The organism is Fimbriimonas ginsengisoli Gsoil 348 (assembly GCF_000724625.1).
Taxonomy (GTDB): domain Bacteria; phylum Armatimonadota; class Fimbriimonadia; order Fimbriimonadales; family Fimbriimonadaceae; genus Fimbriimonas; species Fimbriimonas ginsengisoli.
Genome location: NZ_CP007139.1, coordinates 5012162 through 5038340, shown reverse-complemented (window position 1 = coordinate 5038340; position 26179 = coordinate 5012162). Strand labels below are relative to the sequence as shown.

At 61.0% G+C, this 26179-nt stretch carries 23 protein-coding genes; 12 read left to right on the top strand and 11 right to left on the bottom strand.

Annotation, left to right across the window (positions count from 1 at the left end; all coding sequences use genetic code 11):
• The first annotated feature begins 8 nt into the window (after positions 1 to 8).
• Positions 9 to 515, top strand: a complete 507-nt coding sequence (locus tag OP10G_RS22775) for a hypothetical protein (protein WP_144241325.1) — start codon at positions 9 to 11, stop codon at positions 513 to 515.
• Positions 516 to 582: 67 nt separating this feature from the next.
• On the opposite strand, the gene clpB is transcribed toward OP10G_RS22775, so the two are convergent.
• Positions 583 to 3183 (bottom strand): ATP-dependent chaperone ClpB, encoded by a 2601-nt coding sequence (gene clpB, locus OP10G_RS22770; protein ID WP_025228124.1) that lies wholly within the window; start codon positions 3181 to 3183, stop codon positions 583 to 585.
• 278 nt (positions 3184 to 3461) lie between these two features.
• Between clpB and OP10G_RS22765 the strand changes: the two genes are divergently transcribed.
• Positions 3462 to 6566: an RCC1 domain-containing protein gene (locus OP10G_RS22765; protein ID WP_025228125.1), complete on the top strand. Its 3105-nt coding sequence runs from the start codon at positions 3462 to 3464 to the stop codon at positions 6564 to 6566.
• Between the two features lie 90 nt (positions 6567 to 6656).
• Here the strand turns inward: OP10G_RS22765 and OP10G_RS22760 are convergent, their stop codons facing one another.
• The 3 genes from OP10G_RS22760 to OP10G_RS22750 all read right to left on the bottom strand — a co-directional run bounded on the left by OP10G_RS22760 (position 6657) and on the right by OP10G_RS22750 (position 8525).
• Positions 6657 to 7070: a hypothetical protein gene (locus tag OP10G_RS22760; RefSeq protein WP_025228126.1), complete on the bottom strand. Its 414-nt coding sequence runs from the start codon at positions 7068 to 7070 to the stop codon at positions 6657 to 6659.
• Positions 7061 to 7360 (bottom strand): hypothetical protein, encoded by a 300-nt coding sequence (locus tag OP10G_RS22755; protein ID WP_025228127.1) that lies wholly within the window; start codon positions 7358 to 7360, stop codon positions 7061 to 7063. The genes OP10G_RS22760 and OP10G_RS22755 overlap by 10 nt, the downstream gene beginning before the upstream one ends.
• Positions 7361 to 7718: 358 nt before the next feature.
• Positions 7719 to 8525, bottom strand: coding sequence for an arylamine N-acetyltransferase family protein (locus OP10G_RS22750; protein ID WP_025228128.1), 807 nt, complete (start codon positions 8523 to 8525; stop codon positions 7719 to 7721).
• 137 nt (positions 8526 to 8662) lie between these two features.
• On the opposite strand from OP10G_RS22750, the gene OP10G_RS25430 reads away from it, so the two are divergent.
• Entirely contained in the window at positions 8663 to 10921 is a 2259-nt protein-coding gene (locus OP10G_RS25430; RefSeq protein WP_144241324.1) for a S41 family peptidase, read from the top strand.
• On the opposite strand, the gene OP10G_RS25425 is transcribed toward OP10G_RS25430, so the two are convergent.
• On the bottom strand, positions 10918 to 11847 hold the full coding sequence (locus OP10G_RS25425) for a GHMP family kinase ATP-binding protein (protein WP_025228130.1): 930 nt from the start codon (positions 11845 to 11847) through the stop codon (positions 10918 to 10920). The genes OP10G_RS25430 and OP10G_RS25425 overlap by 4 nt on opposite strands.
• Before the next feature lie 68 nt (positions 11848 to 11915).
• Complete coding sequence (locus OP10G_RS22735) at positions 11916 to 12833, bottom strand: prepilin-type N-terminal cleavage/methylation domain-containing protein (RefSeq protein ID WP_025228131.1); 918 nt, start codon at positions 12831 to 12833, stop codon at positions 11916 to 11918.
• Positions 12834 to 13001: 168 nt separating this feature from the next.
• Here OP10G_RS22735 and OP10G_RS22730 point away from each other — a divergent pair, with 168 nt between their 5' ends.
• Entirely contained in the window at positions 13002 to 13958 is a 957-nt protein-coding gene (locus tag OP10G_RS22730; RefSeq protein ID WP_025228132.1) for a prepilin-type N-terminal cleavage/methylation domain-containing protein, read from the top strand.
• Complete coding sequence (locus tag OP10G_RS22725) at positions 13955 to 14155, top strand: outer membrane protein assembly factor BamD (protein ID WP_025228133.1); 201 nt, start codon at positions 13955 to 13957, stop codon at positions 14153 to 14155. The genes OP10G_RS22730 and OP10G_RS22725 overlap by 4 nt, the downstream gene beginning before the upstream one ends.
• Positions 14156 to 14200: 45 nt before the next feature.
• On the opposite strand, the gene OP10G_RS22720 is transcribed toward OP10G_RS22725, so the two are convergent.
• Positions 14201 to 14941, bottom strand: a complete 741-nt coding sequence (locus OP10G_RS22720; protein ID WP_025228134.1) for a sugar phosphate nucleotidyltransferase — start codon at positions 14939 to 14941, stop codon at positions 14201 to 14203.
• Between the two features lie 212 nt (positions 14942 to 15153).
• Between OP10G_RS22720 and ribH the strand changes: the two genes are divergently transcribed.
• From ribH to OP10G_RS22705, 3 genes are all read left to right on the top strand, one after another.
• A complete protein-coding gene (gene ribH / locus OP10G_RS22715) occupies positions 15154 to 15612 on the top strand; it encodes a 6,7-dimethyl-8-ribityllumazine synthase (protein WP_025228135.1) in 459 nt (152 codons plus the stop codon).
• A 26-nt stretch (positions 15613 to 15638) separates the two neighbouring features.
• On the top strand, positions 15639 to 16385 hold the full coding sequence (locus tag OP10G_RS22710) for a sulfite exporter TauE/SafE family protein (RefSeq protein WP_025228136.1): 747 nt from the start codon (positions 15639 to 15641) through the stop codon (positions 16383 to 16385).
• 315 nt (positions 16386 to 16700) lie between these two features.
• On the top strand, positions 16701 to 18710 hold the full coding sequence (locus OP10G_RS22705) for a family 20 glycosylhydrolase (protein ID WP_025228137.1): 2010 nt from the start codon (positions 16701 to 16703) through the stop codon (positions 18708 to 18710).
• Between the two features lie 120 nt (positions 18711 to 18830).
• On the opposite strand, the gene dnaN is transcribed toward OP10G_RS22705, so the two are convergent.
• The 3 genes from dnaN to OP10G_RS22690 all read right to left on the bottom strand — a co-directional run bounded on the left by dnaN (position 18831) and on the right by OP10G_RS22690 (position 20843).
• Positions 18831 to 19934: a DNA polymerase III subunit beta gene (gene dnaN / locus OP10G_RS22700; RefSeq protein WP_025228138.1), complete on the bottom strand. Its 1104-nt coding sequence runs from the start codon at positions 19932 to 19934 to the stop codon at positions 18831 to 18833.
• A 79-nt stretch (positions 19935 to 20013) separates the two neighbouring features.
• Positions 20014 to 20301 carry a hypothetical protein gene (locus tag OP10G_RS22695; RefSeq protein ID WP_025228139.1) on the bottom strand — a complete coding sequence of 96 codons (288 nt, stop codon included), beginning with the start codon at positions 20299 to 20301 and terminating at the stop codon, positions 20014 to 20016.
• A complete protein-coding gene (locus tag OP10G_RS22690) occupies positions 20298 to 20843 on the bottom strand; it encodes an RNA polymerase sigma factor (RefSeq protein WP_158409341.1) in 546 nt (181 codons plus the stop codon). Before OP10G_RS22690 ends, OP10G_RS22695 begins: the two co-directional genes overlap by 4 nt.
• A 259-nt stretch (positions 20844 to 21102) precedes the next feature.
• Here OP10G_RS22690 and OP10G_RS22685 point away from each other — a divergent pair, with 259 nt between their 5' ends.
• From OP10G_RS22685 to pncB, 3 genes are all read left to right on the top strand, one after another.
• Complete coding sequence (locus OP10G_RS22685; RefSeq protein WP_025228141.1) at positions 21103 to 22125, top strand: Gfo/Idh/MocA family protein; 1023 nt, start codon at positions 21103 to 21105, stop codon at positions 22123 to 22125.
• An 89-nt stretch (positions 22126 to 22214) separates the two neighbouring features.
• Positions 22215 to 23861: a sensor domain-containing diguanylate cyclase gene (locus OP10G_RS25420; RefSeq protein ID WP_025228142.1), complete on the top strand. Its 1647-nt coding sequence runs from the start codon at positions 22215 to 22217 to the stop codon at positions 23859 to 23861.
• Between the two features lie 22 nt (positions 23862 to 23883).
• Complete coding sequence (pncB, locus tag OP10G_RS22675; protein WP_025228143.1) at positions 23884 to 25068, top strand: nicotinate phosphoribosyltransferase; 1185 nt, start codon at positions 23884 to 23886, stop codon at positions 25066 to 25068.
• 150 nt (positions 25069 to 25218) lie between these two features.
• Here the strand turns inward: pncB and OP10G_RS22670 are convergent, their stop codons facing one another.
• Positions 25219 to 25662: an NUDIX hydrolase gene (locus tag OP10G_RS22670; protein WP_025228144.1), complete on the bottom strand. Its 444-nt coding sequence runs from the start codon at positions 25660 to 25662 to the stop codon at positions 25219 to 25221.
• 168 nt (positions 25663 to 25830) lie between these two features.
• Here OP10G_RS22670 and OP10G_RS22665 point away from each other — a divergent pair, with 168 nt between their 5' ends.
• Complete coding sequence (locus OP10G_RS22665; protein ID WP_144241323.1) at positions 25831 to 26139, top strand: hypothetical protein; 309 nt, start codon at positions 25831 to 25833, stop codon at positions 26137 to 26139.
• Positions 26140 to 26179 lie beyond the last annotated feature (40 nt).

The following is a 26179-nucleotide window of genomic DNA, read 5'->3' as shown; positions in this document are numbered from 1 at the left end:
GTGGCACCATGACGACGATGTTTCGAAAGTGCAGCGTCGCTCTCCCTCTCCTCGTTCTCCTCGCCGGTTGCGGCGGCTCTTCGTCCCGTTCGGAGCCAACACCAACGCCGAATGTCGTCTTCACCGCCGACGTGACGTCGTCGGGCAGCAATATCAAGCAGCTCAACGGCGGCACGAAGCAGGCCGGAACGAATACGTTGAGCGGGCCGAGTACCTTGAACGGCAATGCAGTGACGGTCGAGGTGCTTGCCAATGTGGACTACACAAACGGCAGCGGGCAGTTCTTCGGCTTTATCACCGTCACCCTCGCCGACTCGTCGCTCCTGACGATGCATATGACCGGAACGGCCACCAAGAATCTGACGTCGGGGAACACCGCTTTCTCAGCGAATCTCACGGTCGTCGGAGGCACGGGCGTCTACGCGAACGCAACGGGTAGCGGCCACTTCAACGGCTCGCGAACCGGAGTGCTGGGCGCGCCGGTGCACATGGACGTCGAAGCCTCGGTTCACTAACCGAACGTAGCATCGGCTCCCAGCCGATGAACCTAACTTTGGGTTCATCGGCTGGGAGCCGATGCTACTAGGCGGGGATGCCGGAAGGTTGGAAGACGAAGCTTCCTTCGCGGTAGTCGGCGAGCACTTTTTGGCCGTCGCGGATCTCGCCCCGCAGGATCGCGTTGGCGAGGGGGTTCATGATCTCGCGCTGGATCGCCCGTTTCAGCGGGCGAGCGCCGTAGGTCGGATCGTAGCCCGCGGTGGCAATCTGGAGAGCCGCGTCTTCGGTCAGCTCCAACTCGATTCGCCGCTCGGCGAGCCGGGATGCGAGCTGATGCAACTGGATCTTTACGATCTCCTTGATTTGCGCCACTCCGAGCTGCCGGAAGACGAGAATGTCGTCGAGCCGGTTGATGAACTCAGGTCGGAAATGGAGCCGGATCTCGTCGAGAACCTGCTGCTTCACCTCGTCGAAGTTCGTCTCGCCAAGGGGATCCGCGTAGTAGTGGGAGCCGATGTTCGACGTGAGGATCACCACCGTGTTGCGGAAGTCGACGGTGCGGCCCTGACCATCCGTGAGCCGTCCATCGTCCAAAACCTGCAGCAGGACGTTGAAGATCTCCGGATGCGCCTTCTCGATTTCGTCGAGGAGGATGACCTGATAGGGTCGCCGCCGGACGGCCTCGGTGAGCTGCCCGCCTTCTTCGTAACCCACGTATCCGGGAGGGGCGCCGATCAACCGGGCGACCGAGTGCTTCTCGGAGTACTCGCTCATGTCGATGCGAACCATGCTCTTCTCGTCGTTGAACATGAACTCGGCGAGCGCCTTGGCGGTTTCGGTCTTGCCGACGCCGGTGGGGCCGAGGAATAGGAACGAGCCGATCGGGCGGTTCGGATCGGAAATGCCGGACCGGGAGCGGCGCACCGCGTCGGACAGGGCGATGAGCGCCTCCTCTTGACCGACTACGCGTCGGGCGAGGTGCTCTTCCATCGTCAGAAGCTTCTGCATCTCGCCCTGGAGAAGCCGGCTGACCGGGATGCCGGTCCACTTGCTGACGACCTGGGCGATATCCTCGCTATCGACCTCCTCCTTGAGCATCTTTCCGCTTTGCTGAACCTTCTCGAGCTCGGCGGTTTGGGCTTCGAGCTCTCGCTGGATCAGGGGAATGCGGCCGTGCTGGATCTCCGCGGCGCGAGCCCAATCGAGATTGGCTTTGGCGTCGTCGAGCTGGCTGCGTAACGAGTCGAGCTCGGTCTTCGCCTTTCGGACGGCTTCGATCTGCTCTTTCTCGCGCTGCCAAACGGCTCGGAGGCCGCTCGACTTCTCCTGGAGCTCGGCCAGGCGGCGTTCGGCGTTTTGAAGCCGTTCTTTGCTGGCGGGGTCGGTCTCTTTTCGAAGGGCTTCTCGGTCGATCTCGAACTGTCCCATCTGCCGCTCGACTTCGTCGATCTCGGCGGGGACGGAGTCGATCTCGATCTTGAGGCGCGACGCGGCCTCGTCCATCAAGTCGATCGCCTTGTCGGGCAGGTAGCGGTCCTGGATGTATCGCGCGCTTAGGGTGGCGGCGGCGACGATGGCGGAGTCGGTGATCCGGACTCCGTGGTGGATCTCGTATCGCTCCTTCAGACCGCGAAGGATAGAGATTGATTCCTCGACGGAGGGCTCGCCGACGAAGACCATCTGGAACCTTCGTTCGAGCGCTTTATCTTTCTCGACGTACTGCCGGTATTCGTTCAGAGTCGTGGCGCCGACGCACCGCAGCTCGCCACGGGCGAGCATCGGTTTGAGCATGTTGGCGGCGTCGAGGGAGCCTTCGGCCTTACCAGCGCCGACCAGCGTGTGCAGCTCGTCGATGAAGAGGACGATCTCGCCGTTCGACTTTCTAATTTCGTCGAGGACGGCCTTGAGCCGGTCCTCGAAGTCGCCACGGTATTTAGCGCCCGCGATGAGGGCGCCGAGGTCGAGCGAGATCACTCTTTTGCCTTTCAGCCCTTCGGGAACGTCGCCCGAGACGATTCGCTGGGCGAGCCCTTCGACGACGGCGGTCTTGCCGACGCCGGGTTCACCGATGAGGACCGGGTTGTTCTTGGTCCGCCGGCTAAGAACCTGGATGACGCGCCGAATCTCCTCGTCGCGGCCGATGACCGGATCGAGTTTGCCGGTTCGGGCGCGGTCGGTAAGGTCGATCCCGTACTTTTCGAGGGCTTGGTAGCTGTCCTCGGCGTTCGGATCGGTCACCCGGCGGCCGGCTCGCAATTCGTCGATGGCGGAAGAGAGCGAGGCCTTGGTGACGCCATTGGAGCGGAGCGCGCGCCCGCTTACTCCCGGGTCTTCGGAGATGGCGAGCAGGAGGTGCTCGGTGGAGACGTACTCATCCTTTCGGCGATCGGCCTCTTTGAATGCTTCGTTGAAAATGGTTTGGATCCGATTCGAGAGCGACTCGCCGTAGTTACCGCCGCCGGTAACTTTGGAGGAGCGATCAAGCTCTCCTTCGACCTCCCTTCGGATGAGATCGGGATCTGCGCCGACCTTTTGAAGGATGGGGCGTGCGATGCCGCCTTCTTGCTGCAGCATCGCGACGAGCAGATGCTCGACATCTAGTGCGGAGTGCTGCTGGTCGGTTGCGATCGCCTGCGCATCCCTAATTGCCTCCTGAGCTTTGACGGTTAGTTTTTCGAGTCTCATATGAGTCTATTGATGTCAAATCATTTGTTGACTTCTATAGTAACGCAGTTTAATCGATAGAGGTTCCAAGGTTTTGGAGGTTCTAGATAGGCAAAAGGGACCAGGCGGGATAAAGGGGGCGGGTTGTCACGCTGTTGTCACACCCGCTCTGTATCGTCTCCCTGTGTCCGATTGTGGGGAGTATCCCGCACGGAGCAAAGGAGAAACCTATGCGTCCTCGAAGTAGAGCGAATTCACTCTGGAAACGTTCCAGCACGACCTTACTGGCGACTATCTTTATGGCGGCGATTGCGACCTCGGCGGGGGCGCAGAGCATTGGCACGAACGGGATCATCTACGTGGGTGACCGGGTGGTTCGGCAATCGATCGCCTCGACCGCCGCCGTTAGCCAGGTCTCGGCGGGCGATCACCACGTCATCGTCCTGAAGGCGGACTCCAGCGTGGTGGCATGGGGCTCCAACGATTGGGGGCAGTGCGACGTTCCGAAGGGGCTCGTCGATGTCACCCAGGTTTCGGCCGCCGGCAATTACTCGCTCCTTCTCATGAGCGACGGCACGGTGAAGGCGTTCGGATATGGGCTCTATGGCCAGACGACGCTTCCTGTAGGGTTGGCTAACGTTAAGCAGGTTGCGGCCGGCACGTACGGCGGGGTCGCGCTGAAGAACGATGGCACCGTGGTGTGCTGGGGCGACAACAGCGCGGGGCAGCTCAACGTGCCGGTTGGACTGACGAACGTCGTGCAGGTGGCAGCGGGGGACTATAGCTTTGCCGCCCTCAAGTCGAACGGGACCGTGGTTTGCTGGGGTTCTAACGCTTATGGGGAGTGCAACCTTCCGGCCGGCCTGGGCACGGTCAAGAGCATTTCGGCAAGTGCCCAGCGAGTAGGCGCGCTGCTCACTAATGGGACCGTCGTTTGCTGGGGCGGGGCGGCGGCGCAAAATGTGACTCCGGCGGGCCTCACCGGCGTCGTTCAGATCGCGGTGGGGCCGACGCACACGGTCGCTCTGAAGGCAGACCACTCGATCGTTTCCTGGGGATTGAACTACAACGGCGAGACGACTCCCAACCCGTACGCCCCGGGGGCGACGAAGGTGGCGGCTGGGGCCCGGGCCAGCTACGCGATCGACCAGAACGGACAGGTAGACGGCTGGGGAGAAAGCACCTACGGCCAAACGATCTCCCCGTGGCAATTTACGGACACATCCTTGGGCAGCATCACCAAGATAGCCGCCGGCTACAACCATCTAATGATGGTTTCCGATTGGGGCGGCGGTGGCGCTACCCGAAGCTGGGGCCGCAACCTGGAAAGCCAATGCCGCCCCAACTTGTGGTTCTATCAGGACGTTTCGGGCGGCATCAATCACAGCGCCCTCACCAATTACACGAACGGCTGGAATGTCTACCAAAACGCTTTCTCCGGCGACAACTCGCTGGGTCAGTGCACTCCTGTCGGCAGTATCAATAACTACGATCACCTCTGGGCGGTTGGGAACGGTACTTATGGCCGGCTTAAGACCGGCGGCGTCAAGGCGTGGGGGGACAACTACTGGGGCGCCTTGAATCTTCCATCGAACGGCAATTACGTCCAGATCACCGGAGGATCGGTCCATGCGCTCGGGCTGCTCCAGAACGGCGGCGTGGTGGTGGCGGGCACGAACTCCAACCACCAGTTGGAGGTTCCTCCGGGGCTCGCCAACGTCGCTCAGATCGCGAGCGGGTCGTATCACAACCTTGCGCTGAAGACCGACGGAACGGTCGTCGCGTGGGGGATCGACAACGCGGGCCAGATCGACGTCCCGGCGGGATTGACGAACGTCGTTCAAGTCGGTGGCGGTGAGAACTACTCGATGGCGCTAAAGTCGGACGGGAGCGTTAAGACTTGGGGAGCGATTTGGAATTGCACGGCGGTTCCGGCGGGAATTCCCCGGATCGGGCAGATTGCGACCGGGCAGCACTTCGCGGCGCTGTTGCCACAGATGACGATGTCGGTTTATCCGGCGATCAGCAAGGCGGGGGACCCGGTACAGGGGACCGTCAACCTCTCCGGTCCGGCTCCGGCGGGCGGGGTGGTGGTCAAGCTTTCGTCGAATAACGCAAACGTGACGGTTCCGGCGACGGTGACGGTTCCCGGTGGGATGCGGCTCGCCACGTTCCCGGTAAACGAGACCGATCCTGCGTCTCCTGTCCACGCGGTCATCACCGCGACGATGGGAACCGACACCCAGGATGCCTTGGAGACCGTGTCGGCGGCGCCTTTCAAGCTGACGACTTCCTTGAGATCGTTCGTCGGCGGTTCGACGGACAAGCTTACGGGAACGATCACGCTGTTCAACCCGGCCCCGGCCGGTGGAGCGACGATCGCGCTAAAGGTCAGCGATCCGATCAACGTGTCGATTCCGGCATCGGTCTCTATTTTGGCGGGCCAGAAGACGGTCACCTTCGACCTGCCCGCGGTTCGCGTCCACGCCTCTGAGATGATTACGGTGACGGCGACCTATGCCGGTACGACCCGGACTCAGACCTCCAATCTGGCGCCTTTCGCGGTGAAGACGCTCGTCATGTCCCCTAAGACGGTTCTCTGCGGTGCGAATGCAACCGCGACGGTGACGCTGAACGCGACGCCGACAGCGTCGGTTCTGGTCAATCTCACGTCGTCGAACACGGCGATGGAGGCCGATCCGGGGAATTACACGATCGCCGCCAACACGAACACCGGCACGTTCAAATTCCCCACGAACAAGAACACCGTCTACAGCACGGTCACGATTAAAGGCGCCGTCGACGGGAACGGGGTTGGCGACACGATCAACCTTCAACCGGCGCTCACTATGGTGACGATGCCTTCCACGACGGTCTATGGGAATGAGTTCGAGTGGATCTTCATCCACATCGCGCTCCCGGCGCCGGCCGGCGGATTCAACGTCAACATCCAGGGAACGAACTGCACGTACATCCAGTACATCCAGATTCCCGCCGGAGCTTCGGTGCTGGCGATTCCGGTCACGGCGTTCGACGTCTCGGCTCCGACTCAGATGAAGATCGACGCCAGCGTCGGCCCGCACCACGTCATCGGCACGGTGACGATTCAGCCAAATATCCCCTCGACCCTGACGCTTTCGCCGACCTCGGTACAGGGAAGCGCGTCGACGGCGGTCACCGGCACGGTGAAGCTGAGCGCTCCGGTGGACAAGGATACAGTAGTCAACCTACTCTCCTCGAACACCACGGTCGTCAAGGTCCCGGCGACGGTAACGGTCCTCAAAGGGAACTCGTCTGCGACGTTCACTTGCAGCCACTTCGGAGTCGGCTCGAACGTCAACGTGACGATCACGGCAAGCCATGCGGGAGGTTCGAAGGCGGCGGTCCTGACCGTTCTCCACTAGTCTCGCCTCCGCAACCCCTCTCCTACCCCGGATGTTTGTGCCGGGGAAGGGGAGGGGTTTTTCGTTGTTTCTGGATTATCGCCCCGACATTCAGGCGATCCGTGTGCCGTTCATCAGATATCGGGGGATTTTCGCCATGATGCTCGGCAGGTTGGTAAGGCACATAGCCCGATCCCACAGAAGCGTGCCGACCTCTTCCATCCGCACCACATCTTCGTGGGTAAGCCGATCTTCAATTTTCTTGGCTTGCAAGTTGGTCGCTAGAATTTCTAACTGTTCCCGCGTGTGGACATTGAACAGAGTCTCCCAGTCGTTCATGTCTCTAAGATCCTCGTTTTCGAGCCAACAGGTCGCAAAGCGAGTGATCGATACACAGGCGGAATCCAGGGTGATGAAATTCGGGCCATCTGAATCCCGATACTTCTCCAGGATCGATCGCTCAAGGTCAATGACCTTGCCGGCAAGCTCTCCGAACTCATTTACAAATGCTTCGCTCAATGGCATGGCTCAACGATCTTGGTTCGAATCATGAGTTGTGCGGATGCCGTACGCTCCGTCGAAGAGAGGTCAGTGGCGCTCACCGAGTAGTTCCCGCTCATTAGGTTGAGGCCTTTGTAGACGATGTCCCACTTGTTCTGACCCACCAGATATGGCGACTCGCCCGTGCGTCCGCGAAGCGTGATCATTTCGGCGGAAGTCAGCGCTCGCGAGGGCTCGGCCGGCTTCTCGTGGCTCTTCTTCACCACGAGCAGGTTCGGCGCGATCGTCGCCATCGCCCCGAACGGAACGCTCATGTTGAAAACCGCGAAGGAATGGTGGAAGAGAAGGAGCGGAAGAATGGTATTTCACTGTTTTCGCTTCAGGAATTCCGCCCCCGGTGGCCCTTTAGTCCGAGCTCAGGGTACTGCTTGTGCCGAGGACGATGGCATTAACAAAATAGTTTACGATAAGAGGTCACCTATCGCCTCGGGAATTTACTCAGGGCTACTGGTGAAGACAGATAAGGACCTCAGTCGATGCATTCACCGCGGGCTGAAGCCCGGGCGGGGCATGCTGGCTGAAGCCGGCGCTCCTGGGGTTGTTGCTCGCATCCGGGGTGGACTCATGGTCGTGTACAAGATAGATTTACAATGCGTGGTCGGCGTATCGCGACTAGACCGGGAAGGGGGTGATGGAAGGGCCGCTATCGCCGAGGGCTTTTAATTGGTCGTGGATGGCGTCGCCGAAATGGTCGCGAACTACTTGGCGGCGTTCCTCAAAGTCGGCGAAGTCGTGGTCTATTCGGGAGCCGTCGTGGGCGAGGACGATGCTGCGCATGCCGGTTACCACGAAGCGGCCTTCCTCGCAGAACTTGGAGAGGATGAGTCCGCGGGTGAATTTGGAGTCGGGAGAGGTCCATTTCCATTGGCAGAGCGGCTCGAACTCGGATGGATCCCTTGCCACGGCGCCAACTCGGTATCGCAGCTTAGGCGTGCCGGAGCTGTCGAATTCCATAAGGTCGAACTCATCGTCGGCCGGCTCGACTTGGAACCGCCGGCCGACCTGGGCTTGAACTGCTCTCGTGTCGAGACGGATCGGCTCGAAGAACCATTTGGAGTTACCGACGTCGACCAGCCATCGTTCTTCGAGGTGGACGATCATGGCGGCGTGGTCGTATTCCGGGCCGAGGTTTCCGTCGGCCTGCAGGATCCTCGCGGAGACGAGATCGACTTTGAATCCAAGGTTCAGCAACAAGCGATAGAACGAGATATTCAGCTCGTAGCAGTACCCGCCGACGCCTCGGCCGATAAGCTTCTCCATCAACGCATCCTGGTCTAGGCAAAAGGATCGGCCGAGCAGGATGCCCAGATTCTCGTAGGGGACGTTCAGGTAGTGAGAACGGTGGAGGTGGGCCAGGCCGTCGGCGTCGCAAGGGGGCGGGGCAGCTAAGCCGATTCTTGCGAGGTAGGAGTCGAGCATCGAGCCTCTAATTTATCCGACACTCGCAAGCCGTTGGGGCGTCGTATCGGGTGAACGTTCTTGCGTTGCTTTTGCATCCATTCTATTGCCTTGATTGCTATGATCTTGAGGAGCCCATTCCGGGCTGGTTTGCGAAGATGAAGTTTAAGCCTTTCGTTGCCCTCGTCCAATTGTTTGCGCTATCCGTCACTTGTGCATCGGCGGTAGCCCAGTCACCGATATCCAATCCAGGGTTCGAGACCGGATCGGTTGGCCAAAATCCGCCGGGCTGGGCGGTCGTACCGTTGGTGACGGCGGCTGGGTACACCGTCCAGATCTCCACCGAGAGCCCGAAAGAAGGGAAGCAGTGCGTGTGCGTTGCGCTGGGCGCCCGAAAGGGAGACGGGTTTGGGAATCTCTTCCAGGAGATTCCCCCCGGCCCGTTTTTGGGGAAGAGGGTTCGCTTTCGAGGCGCGGTGAGGTACGAAAGCGGGGGCGAGCAGGGGCAGGCGCAGCTTTGGCTCCGGGTCGACGGACCGGACGGACCGCTGTTTCTGGACAACATGGGTCGGCGGCCGATCCGGTCGTCGGCCTGGGCGTTTTACGACATCGTGGCCAAGATCCCCGGCAACGCCACGAACATCAGCGTTGGGATGATGCTGGTCGGCGGTGGCCGGGCGTTCTTGGATGCGACGAGCCTGCAACTTGCGGATGTTCAGGAAGAGCCGGTGGAGCCGCCGAGGGCGCTTACCGATCGAGGGGTTCAAAACCTGGTTGCCTTCGCCAAGCTGTTTGGCTATGTCCGCCACTTCCACCCAAGCGACGCGGTGGAGAAGGCGGACTGGAACGCGTATGCGATGGCGGGGGTGAAGGTGGCCGAGGGTGCGAAGGATCCGGCGGATCTCGCTCAGAGATTGGAGGCGTTCTTTAAGCCGCTAGCGCCGACGGTAAGGGTCTTCGCGACGGGAGAGAAACCGGCGCCGGTCGACATGGCGGCGCCTCCGAAGGCGCAGATCGTAACTTGGGACAATTTGGGTTTCGGCGGAGGAACGATCCCCGCGGGGCAGAACATCTATCACAGCAAGCGAGTGTTCGCAGCCAAGGCAGCCGGCTCGCCGGATCCGAAGTCGCCGTTTACAGCGGACTTGGGTGGCGGGGTTTCCTGCCAAGTTCCGCTCGCCTTGTACGCAGTGGACGGCTCGGCGCTGCCGCATACGGCGGACCCGGTCACGCCGAAAGGGGTGAGAGCAGAACCGACGGGGGACGACCGGACGACCCGGCTCGCGGACGTCGTCTTGGACTGGAACGTTTATGAGCATTTCTATCCGTACTTCGACGCGGTGAAGGTGGATTGGGCGCCGGTGCTTCCCGAAGCTCTGAAAGCGGCGGCGACGGATAGGGACGAGCGCGCTTTCCTGAACACACTTCGCCGAATGACGGCCATGGCCAAAGATGGGCACGGGTTCGTGGGCAGCGCCGCGGACGACCAGTTCGCGATGCCGCCGTTCGCCGCCGACTGGGTGGAAGGGAAGTTCATCGTCACCCAGGTCGCTCCCGGTACTCCCAAGCTGCTTCCGGGGGACGAGATCTTAGAAATGGATGGAACGCCGGTCGACAATCTCTGGAAGGGATTAGAGCCGTTGATTTCCGGCGCCACCGATCAGTGGCGGCGTAACCGAGGAAAGAGGGAGATGTTGGTCGGCCCGGAGGGGTCTTCGCTCGAGGTGAAGGCGAAGCGAGGGGCCGGTCAACCGTTTACGGCTTCCGTGCCGCGTTCGGTGGCCAATCAGCTGAAGGAGAAGCGCCCGAAAGCGATCGAAGAGCTCAAGGTCGGGTACTGGTATGTCGACCTCGACGGCGGCCGGATCAATATGGCCGAGTATCAGAAGTCGCTCCGGGACCTTACCAGCGCTCAGGGGATCATCTTCGACATGCGCGGCTATCCGAACGAGGTCGCGATGGACGTGCTGCCTCGGTTGGCCAAAGAGCCGATCACGTCGGCACTGTGGAACGTTCCCAGGGTCACCAAGCCGGACCGCGAGGGAATGGAGTTCGTGAAGAGCCGATGGCCCTTGGCTCAGCCGACGGTGCCGAGATTCCGAGGAAAGATCGCGTTTATCACCGATGGCCGGGCGATTAGTTTCGCGGAGAGCGTGATGGGGATGGTCGAAAACTACAAGCTTGGCGAGATCGTCGGCGAGCCAACGGCGGGAACGAACGGGAACGTCAACCCGTTCGCCTTGCCGGGCGGATATACGGTTGTGTTCACCGGAATGAAGGTTCTGAAGCACGACGGTACGACCCACCACGGCGTTGGGATCCTGCCCACGATTCCGGTTCACCGTACGATCGCGGGGGTCGCGGCGGGACGGGACGAAGCGTTAGAGAAGGCGCTGGCGATAGTGAGGGGATCTTAAGCGGGGGTTTCTATCTGAACGCCTGGCTGTTGGCTTGGGACGAGGAAGCGGGAGTAGCCTTCGGTTTCCAGCGCCGCTCTTAGCGCGGGGGCGTCTTCGGTCAGGGCGAGGACGGTGCCGCCGAGGCCAGCGCCGGCCAGCTTGGCGCCGAGGGCGCCGTTCTGCTTGCAGAGAGCGATGAGCCGGTCGATCGGCTCACCGCTTCCTCCGAGGTCGGCGACGAGCCGGTGGTTTTCGTCCATTAGGTCGCCCAGGCGTGCGTATTCTTGCTTCTGGATCGCCTCGGCTCCTTCTAGTCCGAGCTCCGTGATCCGCTCCATTGCCGCGGTCACCGCAGCGTCTCCGGCCAGCCATCGGTCGATCATGGGACCGTGGGTGTTTCCGCTTAACCTTTCGACGCCGGTCGTAATCAATAGGAACGGGAGGGGAGCGTGGAGCGACTCGGCCGACCCGAACGAACCCGGCTTGACCGGGTGCTTATCGTGAAAGCGCATGAGACGCAAACCGCCAAGGGCAATCATGTAAGCGTCCTGGTATCCGCATTTGACTCCGGCGTCGTGATATTCGATATCTCGAACGAGCTCGGCGAAGGCGATCCGGTCGTCGTCGGTCTCTAGTGGAGGCGCTTCGCCTCGGGCGGCCAGGACGCAGGCAAGGGTGGCGGCCAGGAGGGCGGTGGAACCGGAAAGGCCGGCAGAGCGGGGGATATCGGTCGCCCACTCGACTTCGACGGGGGCTTCCACCGGGTAGCGCTTGGTGGCGGCGTCCCAAAGGCGCGTGTCCTCCGGCAGCCGGTGGGCGTTGCCCAGGGTCAGGCGGCAGATTGCCCGGGCGGGGATGGAGCAGGAGAGGACGTTGCCGCCATAGATGTCGCTCGGATTGCCGATGATGCCGCACCGGCCGGGGGCGGATGCCTGGAAGACCATGGATAAATCATGGGGCATTTCCGGCTCAAAAAATGGGCCGGACTCATCGGAGCCCGGCCCATTCGTTCTTATGGCTGGTAGTCGGGTCGGAACAGGGTTACGTGGCACTGGGCGTCTTTGCGGGCGGCGTTGTCCACGGGGGTTCCGTCGGCCTTGTACTGGCGGAACGGGTCGGTCTTGGGATCGAGCGTTCCTAGCGTGCGCCACTTGGCATGGCCGTCGGCGAAAGCCCAGTTCATCCCTTTACCGTAGATGAACACGGTGTTGAATACGCCGGCGCCGACGCCCGAGCGCGTTCCGTTCGGGTAGGCGGTCCCGGTGTGGTCGTCGTCGTTGTAAGGGCAACCCGATCCATCGGCGCCGCCGATGCTGGCGCCGCCGCCGTTGAAGACGCAGGCAGAGTTGCCGTCTGGGCAGATAAGGAACGGGTGAGAGTAGGAGTCGCCCGAGCGGTTGGTCTTGCCAAATCCGGACCACCAGGTCGGGGTGGACGAGGGGCTCACGACAGCGGTCGTCGAGAGCGAGCTGAGGAGACCGTTGAAGTTGTAGCCAACGATGGCGTACGGCTTGTCTTGGGGCGAGGTCGCGAAGTTGACGCCCGTGGTGATGCCGATGCCCGGCAGCTTCTGCATCGCGAGCGCCTTCTCGTACGGCATGACAAGGTTATTGGGCAGGCCCAGGCCTCCCAGCACGCGCTTACTGCACGCTTTGGCGACTTCGCCGGCGTTCCAATCGGCGGGGACGAGCACGCGGGAGTTGAAATCCCAGTTTCCGCTGCAGTCCATTCCGGCTTCGGGGAAGAAGCAATCGTCGAAATCGCCCGCGTAGAGAAGGGTTCCGGTGGCGTGCTGCTTCTGGTTATTGAGGTCCGCCGTTTTCTGAGCGGCGACCTTTGCCTGCGAGAAGACGGGGAAAAGGATAGCGGCCAAGATCGCGATGATGGCGATTACGACGAGGAGCTCGATGAGCGTAAATGCTTTTTTCATTGGGATCGATCCTTTCGGGCTCGGATCTCTCGGACGATCCAAGGGATAATTCCGCCCCGATCCTATCTTAAACCGATTAACTGATGGCTAATGCATGATTAAGAATCTAATAAGGCGGCCTTCCTAAAAAATATCCTCTTAACACCGAGTCTGTACCTTGATGGGGTTATGAAGAAGGCGTTCACTCTTATCGAGCTCCTCGTCGTCATCGCCATCATTGCGATTCTCGCCGCCATCCTTTTCCCCGTTTTCGCCCAGGCCAAGCTTGCGGCCAAGAAGACGGTCACTCTCTCCAATATCAAGCAGGTCGGCACCGCGACCATTCTGTACGCGGGAGACAACGACGATGTCTGGCCGCGCCAGGATAACTGCGCGCCGACGCCTGTCCTCAATCCCACCGCTTCCAACGCGGTTCCTTTCAACCCGACCGGCGCCGGCTGTCTTTCCGCTCCGTTCGTGCACCGCATAAACCATTTCACCTGGCAGAAATGGGTGATGCCGTACACCTCCAGCGTGGAAGTTTTCTTCAACAAGGTTCGGGAGAAGGACGCGGCGGCTTGGGCTCAAGGAAATCTGAACAACCAGTTCGGCATCAACACCGGCCTTACCGGCGCGCTCAACACCTACAGCCAATCGATCAAGGGGCAGCCGAACACCGCGGGCGGCTCGTTCCGAAACTCGTGGACCGGCGGCGTTCAGAGCGGCGTTCCTCAGCCTTCGGCGGCGATGCTGTTCATGGAGACTAGCTTTAACCAGGGTCACATTCCCCATGCGACGGTCGACCCGTTTGCGGCGACCCAGGAGACCCACCCGGTTGCGTATCGGGAGTTCTGGCGCTATCGCTTCCTCGACGGAACGGCGGCAGACTGCGTCGCCGGAACCAAAGGAACCGTTCCGGACCCGGTGAAGACGAGCAACGGCCACATGGTCGTCGGATTTGCCGATGGTTCGGCCAAGTCGCTGAACGCGCTCGAGATTCTGGCCAAGACGCCGACCCTCGCCGAGTGGGGCGTGAACGTCACATTCAACGCGACGGCGCGGTGCAATGGCGCGATCGGCAACATCGGAATCGGCAGCTCGCCGAACACCTCGATCAACTATCCGTTCTGGGGTTACGGTCAGTGAGGCGTCTCGGAATTCTCCTCGTCGCCGGTCTGATGGTCGTTGGATGTTCCGCGAGCGGTCCGAGCGACGCGGATCAGCAGAAGCTTGCGAAGGACTTCAGCCCGGAAAACGTGGCCAAAGAGTACGAGAAGCAAGGGAAGATGAAGGAGGCCGCCGAGGTGCGCGCTTCGATGAAGCAAGGCCAACAGGGCCAGTAGTTCCGCCCTACGACCCGCCCGGAAGAGATTCCGAGCGGGTCGTTTTTATGACCAGGAGAGACGAAGAGCTTGCGCGTACTCTTCCGGGGTGCCGCAATCGACTCGGGCTTGGCCCGGTTGAAGAGCCACCGCCTTGAGGTCGACGCCGCTTTGAATCGCGGGTCGGAGAAGGTCGGTGAGAGAGATTTCGCCGACCGGTCGCGCGGCCGAGATCTGCGAGAATATCTCGCCTAAGTGGTCCATCACCGGACCAGTAAAGGCGTAGCGCGCCGCGACGGCCCATCGGCTCGTCGTTTCGTGGGGCTGAGGCTTCTCCAGGATGTCGCGGATTCCTCCCATCTCGTCCACCTGGCAGATACCGTAGCGGCTTACCTCTTCATCGGGGACGGTCTCGACCGCGATGCAGCCGTCGATGCCTCGGTAAACCAGAGTCGCCATGCGGTCGCTGGGCGAGCCGCCATCGTAGACGCAGTCACCCAGAAGGATGAGGGTATCCCCCTCCGGCTCCGCACAAAAGATCGCATCGCCGAGCCCGCGGGGCGATTGCTGGTAGGCGACCCGGAGCGGGATCTGGATTTCGCTTTGCCAATCGGCCAGGGCGGCTTCGATCTGCGGCTTCTTGGGTGAGGAGACGACGACGACCTCGTCCGCGCCCGCGGCGATCGCCTCATCGACGATTCGCCGGAGGACTGCGCGCCGTCCAAGTGGCAGCAATTCTTTGGGAGCGCCGCCGGTAACGGCGGCCATCCGAGTTCCAAGTCCGGCGGCGGGAATGAGGGCGAGCATGAGGTTGCGGTGTTGCGGTGTTGGGCGTTGGGCGTTGGGCGTTGGGCGTTGGGCGTAGTTAGTTTGAGGCTTTACCTCTTTTGATGGGACGGATGGGACTTGTGGGTCACATGGTTCTTTTGCTTCCATCAGTCCACAAGCCACACGCCACAGTCCACACGAATCTGGCTCCGCGAAACACCATGGCACCTCTTCGCGGCCATAATCCACCCGTGCGGGAAATTCTCGGGCGCATGGATGCCTCTGGTAAGCGGTTTGCGGTGGTCGTGAGCCGGTGGAACGAACTGGTGACGAAGGAGCTTTTGGCCGGGGCGCTGGATGAGCTGCGACGGTTTGGAGATCCGGAGGTCGAAGTGGTGCACGTGCCGGGCACCTGGGAGATTCCGATCGTCGTCCGAAAGCTCGTTACAAGGGATAACCGGCCGGATGCGGTGCTGGCACTGGGGTGCATTTTGCAGGGGCAGACGCCGCATGCGAAATTGCTCGGATCAGACGTTGGGGCGGCGTTGATGTCGCTTCAGGTGGAGCATGGCGTGCCGATCGCGTGGGGCGTACTTACGCCGGATACCCAGGACCAGGCGCTCGACCGGTCCGGGCTCAAGTACGGGAACAAGGGACGCGAGGCGGCGCAGGCGGCGATCGAGCTTGCGAGCGTGTTGGAGCGGCTCTGACGCACGTCCTCACCGCTGCCGATGCGGTGATCCTCTTCGTCGTCGGCGCGGTCGCCAGCGGCATCAACGCGGTAGCGGGGGGTGGAACCCTCCTATCGTTTCCGGTTCTCCAACTGCGAATCGGGCTCGAGTCGAGGGTGGCGAACGCGACGAACTCGGTAGCGTTATGGCCGGGATCGCTCAGCGGGGCGTTCGGGTTCCGAAATCTGATCTCCAAAACGAAGCATCACCTTCGGATTTTGCTTTTGCCGACCTTCGCCGGCTCCATCGTGGGGGCCGAGCTTCTCGTTCATACCGATAAATCGGTGTTCGACCGGGTCGTTCCTTGGCTGATCTTGTTCGCCGCGGTACTGCTGTTGCTTCAGCCGAAGGTGAAGGCGCTGGTCTTGCGCGGAGGTCGGAAAGCGCACCCGGTGGCGGCGATGGCGGGTCAATTCTTCGTGGCCATTTACGGAGGGTACTTCGGCGCGGGGATGGGGATCATGATGCTCGCGGCGTTTGCTCTCTATATGGATGGCACGATTCATGAGTTGAACGCGGTGAAGAACTGGCTTGGCTTGGTGATCAACTTCACGTGTTCGTGGGTCTTCATCTTTCAGCACCTTATCGAGCCAATGACGGCGGCCGTTCTTGCCCTCGGCTCGATCGTCGGCGGCTTCGCCGCCGCACGGGTCTCGCAGAAGATCAATCCGGATAAGTTGCGGACGGCGATCGCCATCTATGGGATCGGGATGGCGAGTTTCTACCTTGCGCGGGCTTGGGGGTTGATCTGACGGATATTTGCGGCAGTTTTCGTTATCGGAAGGGACGGTAGAGGGTTAGGTCGCCCCTACAGGGCTCTTGATTGTCGGTGGTCTTTAACCAGGGCTGCGCCCTTCGCTTTAGGAGGTCGCCCGTTCCGGGCTGCGATTGGCAGGAGTAGGCGCCGGCGACACGGCTTCGCCGTAGCGTCGGCGCCCTCGCCGATGATCCCGCTGTACCGAATGTACACCGGGGGCAGGTACGAGCCAACCGGCGGCGACACGTCCCTCGGACGTAGGGAGGCCCGTCTGGAGACCAGCGGTCCGGGGGTGACGTAAACTCGCGGGATGCACCTTCGCATGTGGACGTACGACTTGGCGCGCGAGCAATCGCCGACTCTCGATCATCTTCGCGCCTTCTGCGCGTTAACGCGAGAGGCCGGCTATAACGCGATCGGGTTGTACATGGAGCACCGGTTTGCCTATCCGAGCACGCCGTGGTCTCATGGGCGCGGGTGCGTGACGCCCGAGATGGTGCTTGCCCTCCAGGCGGAGTTTTCCGACCTGCAGATCATCCCGTTCATCAATCTGCTGGGCCACTTCGAGGGGATGCTCTACACCGAGGCCGGTCGCCGATACGCGGAAGAGAAGTTCAAAGGGATGCAAGCATGCCCGTGCCGGCCCGCGTTTGTGGAGCTCGCCAATCAGCTCGTCGACGACATCCTGGGGATCTTCACAAGCGACATCATCCACATCGGGGGAGACGAAACGTGGCAACTGGGTCTCTGTCCGGAGTGCGCGAAGACGGTTCGCGAGTACGAGATGACGGCGGGGGTGGACGGTAAGGCACAACTCTACGGATCGCACTTCGGACCGCTGCTGCGCAAGGTGGCGAAGGCGGGCCGTCGTCCGGCGATCTGGGGCGACATGTTCTTCGATCACCCGACGGCGCTGGATCTGATTCCCGAAGGGACGCTGATCTTCGATTGGCAGTATTTCCGGGGGCCGGAATTCAGCAGCTCGATCTTCCATCGCCGTGGCTTCGACGTGGTTTACTCGCCGGCACTGCATACGTACAACGCGGCATGGCTTCACTTGCCGCAGAGCGAGGAAAACGTGCGTGAGCACGCGCTGGCCGCGGCATCGAAGGATAAGTCCGCTTACGGAGTGTGCGTTACGACGTGGGAATGCGGGCTGTTTGGGAACTACGAAACCCTCTTGCCCGCGATTCGGGCGGCGGGAAAGATGCTCCGACTCGCGGAGGAGCCTCTTGATGGTGACGGAAGAGGTCCCCTCTATCGACCCTACGCAATGCCCCATTTCCTGCCGAATCGGCAGCTTGGCGAAGAAGTTAACTCCGGCGGGCTCCTCTCCATTGGAGTAGGCATTAGCGACGCCATCATCATGAGCTTCCTACAATCAGGGACTACATTTGCAAGAATTTATCCCGCGGGGCAGGAGATGTACCTCATAGGTTTTGGCGCGGAAGGGAGTGAGCAGGAAACGGGGAGATTGCCAAAGGAGCAAGCAACTTCCACACTGAACAGGCTCGCCCTAATGGCGGATATGGATCCGCTTCGCCAACACACAAATCGGAACGGTGTCCTTAAAGGGATTTACAAAGGAGTGCCATTCGAAATCCAAGCTCAATGGGTGGTGAATCCAAACGGCGTGACAATGGAGCTTCGAACGCCGCCAAGGGCGAATCATGTCCAATATGGAGCTCTTCGGGAAGCGACTCACTTCCTTCGCGCTTACCTAGAGGTGGGGGAGACCCACGAGGAATGGGCGCGGTTGATGGGATCGGAGCTTCAGAACGCGGGCGGCATGTTTGCTTTTAGCGGTATTCGGTCATCGATGAAGGCGAGGCTACTGCTGTTTTCGAACCCGTTTCTTTTCTGGCTGCACCACTCAGAAGAGCTTTGCGGCGAGGTAGGCGACAAGGCATTGGCGATCTTGGAGCGCGCGATCGCGGTGGCGCCGGATAGCGCCTACCGAGGGGTGAGCGAGTTCGCCAAACTGGCAATCGAGTTCGTGCGTTACGCGGAGGAGGCGCACAAGCTGTACGCGGCGGGGCTTCCAGGGCAAGCCGCGGCCTCGCTCATGTATTGCCGCCAGGTTTTCGAAAACCTGGCCAAGATCGCCAAGGGGACGAACTATCGAATCGGGGGGTCGCTTGCCGACATCGAGCGGTGTCAGGTGGCCCAACGGCACGTGGAGATCGTCGTTCGACGAGTCAAGGAGTACGGCGACGGCGCCCTCGGCTACCTGCCGTCGTTCGAAACCCTAACCCACCCCAAATTCATGCCCCACGACCAAGCCAATTGGTGGCTGATTAATAGGTGGGCAAATGAGTGAAAGAGGCTGCGGTGTTACGGTGTTGGGGCCAGAATCGGCGGATGAGATTTCTGGATGCATGACTCCCAGAAATCCCATCAGTCCACAAGCGACAAGCCACAGTCCACATGAATATGGACCCTACGCTAGGGCCATCGGCATGATTACGCAGAAGTAGCCGGTTTCGTCGTCGGCGGGGCGGAAGACGGCGGGGCGGCTGCTTTCGGTCATCTCAATACGGACGCCCGGACCCTCGATCGGCTGGAGCGCGTCTTGGACGTATTTGCCGTTGAAGGCGATTTCGACTTCGCCGTTCTGGCTGACCATATCGACCTCTTCCTTGGCTTCGCCCTTTTCTTCGCTCCGGGCGGCGATCAGGATTTGGTCGCCGGCGCCCTTGAAGCGAACGCGGTTCGCGTTGTCGCGAGCGAGGATCATGGTGCGGCGCACCTTCTCCTCGAGCTGGTCGGCTTCCACGCTCCATACGCGGGTGCTTTCGTTAGGTACGACTCGCTCCCAATTTGGATACGTACCGGCGAGAAGCTGGGAAATGACCTTGGCCCCGCCCGCTTCGACTCCAACCCGCCCTCCGCCGAAAAGAATCGCAACCTCGGCATCGTCGTTGACCGGGAGCCCCTTGATCGCCTTGAGCGCTTTTTCGGGCACCACGACGTTGACGCTCGAACCGATCCCTTCCTGTTCCAGGCGGCGAACCGCGAGGCGGTGGGTGTCGGTAGCGACGAGGGTCAGGATCCTTCCGTCGTAGGTAAACAGAACGCCGGTCAAAACCTGGCGGTGGAAGTCGGACGAAACGGCGTAGGCGACGGAATCGACCGCGTTCCGAAGCACACCCATCTTCAGCCGCAGCTCGCCGTCGCCGCCGAATGCCGGCGGCTCGGGGAAATCGGCGGGATCCAGACTGACCATCCGGTACTCGGAAGCCCCCTGCTGAAGCATGACGGCGTTACCCTCCAGCGTTCGAAGCTGGGTGTCGCCATCGGGGAGGGAGCTAACGAGATCGTTGAGGAGCCGCGCGGGAACGCAAATCGCCCCGGGCTCGGAGACCATGCAGGCGACGTCTCGCTCGACCCACATTTCACCATCGCATCCCATGACGCGGATGCCTCCTCCGTCGGCCTCGATCTTGAGGTTTTGGAGGATGTTGACGGACGTACGAACGCTCGCCGCTGCTGCGGCGGCGCTTACGGCCTCGAAGAACTCCTTGCGCGGACAGTCAAATTTCATTGTGGAACTTTGGTTCGAGATTGGTTCTTAACGGGACGGTTGATGAGACTCGGTCGATTCCCAATCTTCAATCCGAAAATTAGCCCTGCATCGGCAAGTGATACTGCAGGTGGACCGGTGCGGCGGCTTTGGGCTCGATGTTGGCCCCGCGGGCGTACAGCTTCATCAAGACCCGCTGATATGACTCCTCAGAAAATTCGGGACCGGAGTCTGCGCGCAGGGTGTCGACCGTGCGGCGGAGGGTGGTCATGTCGTGGCTCAACTCCGAATCGCCGAAGGCGGCGAACTCCATTTGATCTTCTAGATCGCTCGGTAGCTCGCGGCCTGCGTACAGGTCGACGAGCTTCTTATAAAACTCCTGATTCATTGCATCCTCTCAATGGCGCTTCCTAGCTTGTCGCGGAGGGCTCGACGGCCGCGATATAGCCTGGATTTCAACGCGGGCACGCTGATATTCAAAATATCGGCTGCCTCCTTGGCGCTGAGCTCTTCCAGGTCGCAGTAGATGAGCGGCTCTCGGTACTCAAGGGGTAAATCGTGCAGCGCCTGTTGGACGGTGACCCGGAGGGTCGCGCGTTCCTCGGCGCCGGTGTATTGGGCGTCGGGTGGCAGCTCCATAAGCTTGTGCTGCCGCATCTTGTCGATACATAGGTTCCGCGCGATGCGGAACAGCCAAGTTCGAAACGCGCCATCGGCGCGCAGTTCCGTTGATCTTCGAAGGACGCGCAGAAAGGTTTCCGCGGTAGCGTCCTCCGCATCCGTCCGGTTGCCGAGCATGCGAAAGGTGTAGCGGAAGATCCGCTCCCCATACATCTCGTAAAGGCCCCCAAGCGCCTTGGGATCGCCCTCCGCGAGGGAGGCGAGCCAACGTCTTTCGGCCAGAGAGTCTCGCAATGCGTCATTCGGCATAGAGATGGACGGTCGCATCGAACGGATCGATGCGCGGAAAGCCATTTTAGCCTTGTTTGGGTCCTAAGGTGTTGGGTGTGTTTTGGCTTTACCCTAGACCATGGGACAGATGGGACATCTAGGTCGCATGGGTCTCAGGTGTCCCGTAGATCTCATCTTCTCATCAGTTCACAAGCCACACGCCACAGTTGAGGCGAATCCGCCTCAACGCCGTAAGACCCCAACACCGGGCCTCCCGCACCTGCCATAACAAAAGCCGATGGCGCGGGTCGGGGTGATGGGGTGTGGGGCGGTGGCGGAGTTTGGGCATTTGCCCGCGATCGTGGGTACCCCGGGTTTGGAGCTGGTCGCTTTGTTCGATCCTTCGGCGTCGCGGGTCAACGCCATGTCCGAGCGGTTCGGAGGGACGCCGTTTACCGATCCGGGAGCGTTCTTCGCGGCGAAGCCGGAGGCGATCGTCGTTGCTTCGCCCGCCGGGACACACCTCGAAAACGTGCTCGCGGCGGCCGAGCGCGGCATTCACGTGCTGTGCGAGAAGCCACTGGCGATGAACGACGACGACGCGCAGACGATGATCGACGCGATGGCGTCGGCGGGGAAGATGCTGTTCACCGGCTTCGTCTATCGATTCAGTCCGGTAGCCCTCCAGATCAAAAAGTGGGTCGAAGAGGAAATCGCAGGCGACATTCGGTCGTTGCGCCTCATCTACGATTGGGACCTGCACGGTCAGTGGGAGCAGACCTCGGACGGCAAGTGGATCGAGAGTCCGCGGTGGCGGGGAAGAATGCTCGAAGGCGGACCGATGGTGGACTGCGGGGTCCACCAGATCGATTTGGCGCGTTGGTGGCTGGGAGGCGAGGTGCTGCGCTACGACGTGGCCGCCGCCTGGGTATCCGACTACGAAGCCCCCGACCATGTCTACCTTCACATGGACCACGAGGGGGGCGCACACACCATGGTCGAGATGAGCTTTACCTATGGACATACGGCGGCCGAACCGGCGCCGATCTTTACGTACGACCTCATCGGGACCGGCGGAGTGATCCATTTCAACCGGGATGGTTGGCGATTGGACGTGAGGCATGGCCAGGGAACGCTGGTGGCCCCCGGGGCAAGCGAGAAGAATTTTCCCGGGATGTACGCGGCTTTTTCCGAAGCGCTAAGAACGGGAGAGCCGGGGATGATGCCGTCTGGCCGGGATGGACTGGTTGCGACGAGGATCGCTCGCACGGCGACCGAAACCGTTTCGGCCAGACGCTCTTCGAGCATGAATCCGCATTAGTGCCGCGGCTATAGGATTAATTTAATTGCGAAAAAGAAGAAAACCCTGGTGTTTTTGCTCCGGTCGTCCGATAATATGGGCTCGTTCAAATGCGCCATAAGGCCGAGGTCTCGGATGTCGACACAACGCGCCTCATTGGGCGGGTGCGCGCCGCCCATTTAGGCATCCTCGTACTCATCGCGCTCGTCACTCTCTCGGGCCAGTTGATGACGGTGCGAGCCTTGGAGCGGAACCGAAAAGGTTCCGAGCTTGTGGACCTCGCTAACCGAGTGGCGATCGAGAGCCAGACCTTCGTCAGCTATTCGCAGGCGCTCGCAGATCAATCCACCTCGCCTTGGGATCGCCGCGAACTTTCCAGCCGACTTAGGAAAGGGCTCGACGATTGGAGCCAAATCGCTTTTCAACTCCAACGGGACGTCGAGGCAGCGGGCGACTCTCCCAAGCTTCAAAGCTCGCTACAGTCGAGCGAGATTCTGCGCCGCCAATTGGCGCACCAGTTTCGAACCCAACTCGCACTACCGGCCACGTCGGTGAAGGCGATCGCCCTCGCCAGGGCTTCTGTCGTTCAGGAGGAGGCATTCCTCAGCGAGTTCGAACCGGTCACTCAGGCGATTCGGGAGTTGGTTGCCAAGAGGGTCGCCGCCCTTCGACTCACGATCTGGCTTTCCTTGGCCGTGACGCTTCTGGCGTTGGCGGTAGAAGGGATCATCCTCTTCCGGCCGATGCTCAACCGGGTTGCGGCCGCGATTCAGGCGCAGCGGGCGCTGGGTCTCACCGAGAGCTTGCGCCAAAGCGAGGAGCGGTTGCGAGCGGCGATCGAGGGAAGCTTCGACGCGTTCTTCCTGATGAACGCCGTGAAAAACGAAGGCGGAGCGGTCGTCGACTTCCACCTCAGCGAAACCAACTCGATTGCGGAAGAGCTGCTAGGGGCGTCTGGAACGGAGTTGACGGTGACTTCGCTCCGTCAGATTTTTCCGGCTCCGCTTACCAATAAGCTACTCGCCCGATTTGTGCAGTGCATGGCGGAGAGCACTTCATTTCGCATGGAGATCGAGGTCGGGCCTAGGCCGAATCTAGTTCGGTGGCTGGAGCTTCAGGTAGCGCCGGTACCGGGCGGAGTTGCGGTCACCGCGAGGGATCTAACCGAGCGGAAGCAGAGCGAAATCTCGATGCGTGCCGAGCAGTTCGAGCTCCAGGCGGCCAACGCCCAACTTTCCCATCTAGCGTCGACAGACGCCTTGACCGGCCTCTACAACCGCCGCGCACTGAAGGCGATGCTTTCGTCCGAGGCGCAGCACGCACGGGAATTCGGCGCACCCGTGGGGGTCATCATGGCCGATCTCGATAATTTCAAGGTCCTGAACGATCAACACGGCCACGTCGCGGGCGATCAGGTCTTACGCAGCGTCTCGGACATCATTCAGAACGGCCTTAGGCCGAGCGACTTTGCCGCCCGATACGGCGGCGAGGAGTTCGCCATCGTGCTCCGGAGCACGGATACCGAAGGTGCGATGGCGATGGCCGAACGCTTACGGCATACGGTCGAGAGCACCCGATTTCCGTACGGAACCATCACATTGAGCCTTGGCGTCGCTTCTTGGTGTCCGACGGCGCCTTCGGGGGACGATCTCGTCCGCGCTGCTGACGAGGCGCTTTACCAAGCGAAGAGAGCTGGAAAAAATAATTGCCGGCTTGCCCATCCTCCCATCGAGCTCTTTTCGCACCGGGAAGGGTAGTTCGTTCGTCCAACCGAACGGGATGCGGCGTTTCTCGAACAACGACCTCTACACGTACACCGTGAAGAGGGTGGTTTGGGAGCACTTTCCAAACGTGTCGGTCGAGTATGCATTTCGAAACCGGGACCACGGAGTCGATCTTCTTCCGTTCAAAGAGCGCATTCGAGAAAAGATCGGCGAGTTGCATGGCATCGGGCCGACCGAGCGGACGCTGGACAAATTGCGTGACCTGGGGTACTTTCCCGAGCCGTTCCTGGAGGCGCTACGAAATTTCCGCCTCAATTCCGACCACGTGACGGTGGGGGAACGGGATGGCAAGATCGACATCCGGATACGCGGGGCGTGGTTCGAGACGATCGACTTCGAAGTCCCGGTACTGCAGCTCGTAAACGAAGCGGTTTACGAGGGAACCGTCTCGCTAGCGGTTCGGAATGAAGGGGACCGGCGACTGACCGCGAAGATCGACCGGTTGCGTACATTCGCTCGCGAAGAAGTGGCGGAGCCGAACTCGTTGAGGATCGTGGACATGGGCACGCGGAGGGCCTACTCGCACGAATGGCACGGAAACGTATTGAGGCGGCTGGCGGCCGAGCTTCCGGAGGTGTTCGCGGGTACCAGCAACGTTTACTGGGGCGAAGAGCTTGGGCTGAGTTTGTACGGCACCTTTTCCCACCAAGGGCCGATGGCGATGCAGGCGCTGACGCCGATCCAAGACTCTCAGCGGAGGTGGTTCGGACTATGGGCGGAGGTGTACGGCGGCAAGCTCGGCATCGCCTTGTCGGACACTCTGGGTTGGTCGATGTTCCGACGCGACTTCGACTCTTCGATGGCGCGGCTTTACGACGGAGCCCGGCAAGACTCGGGCGATCCGTTAGCTTGGGGCGAACGATTCATTTCCCACTTGGAAAGTCTCGGGATCGATCCCCGTACAAAGCTCGCTGTGTTTAGCGATTCGCTAACCGACGAGCGGGCGGTGGAGATTTGGCGCCGTTTCGCCGGCCGCATCGGGGTGCAGTTCGGGATCGGGACGTACCTGACCAACGACCTCGGGCAGAAGCCGATGTCCAACGTGATTAAGCTGGTCCGATGCAACGGCTACCCGGTCGCCAAGTTAAGCGACACTCCGGAAAAGGCGCAGTGCGAAGATCCGGCCTACCTTGCCTATCTCCTTCACCTCGTGAACGACATTGTTCCTAAGGCGGGGTAACTATCGGAGCGTTCGGAGCGTTCGGAGCGTTCGGAGCGTTCGGAGCGTTCGGAGCGTTCGTCAGTGTTGGGCATTACCCTATCCTCCACTCCGCATGCTCCGAAGCGAAGCGCTGCTCCGCATGCTCCCCGCGAAGCGGGCTCCGAAGCCCTACACCCGGCTGCGTGGACGGGAGCTTCGGAAGGCGAGTTGCACGCCGGCTTTGGCGAGGGTGACGAGGGGGAGGTTGCGGACCTGGTTGGCGGTGAACCACTCGCAGCGGTCGGTCGAGCCGTCGGCTTCGTGGGTCAGCTCGCCGGAGACGATCTGTGCCCGGTAGATGAACCGGATGGCGTGCATGCGGCCGTCCGAAATCGTGAAGACGATCGAGTCGACGTGAGCCAGCTCGGTCAGGCGGACCTGTAAGCCGGTTTCTTCGCGAACCTCTCGCACGGCGGCATCCTCGGGATGCTCTCCGAATTCGATCCCTCCGCCGGGAAGCGTCCACTCGCCTCGGGAGGAGATATGGGGGCTGAGCCGGCACAGCAAGATCCGCTCGTCCTCTACAAGCAGGGCGTAGCTGCTGACCCGCTGGACGGTACCACTATGCGACACCCTCCCAGTATGAAGCCCATGTGACCCGGGATGCCTTGGACGTCGGTACGGTTAAGAGGATGTTGCGTTGGATTCGGTGGCGTCGCATGGGCACTTGGGCCGAACAGAGACCTAGCGCAACCATATTGGGCCTGCGGAAGGGGGCGATCGTGACTTACGATTTGCTTAATGCGATCAATGTCGATCTTCTTCATCTGTGGGGTTTTTCTGGTCGGCTGCTCAAATCGAACATTGCAGGGCGATTGGCTGGCGGTCGATGGAATGGCCGTCCCTCCCGGGATGGCCCGTTTGGACTTCGTCGATTCAAGCCAGGTGCAAACCACCGACGGTCTGCTGCAGTACCGGATCGTCGATGACCAAACAATGGAGATAAAGATGCCGAGCGGCCAGTGGGACAAGTTCGCTTTCGAGCGGCAGGGGGATAACCTATTGCTTTCACGAGCCGATAAACGGATCGCCTACGCTCGGCAGCCTTGATGGCCGGACGCCTCGAAAGGCACGACTCCCTCTTCCGGCG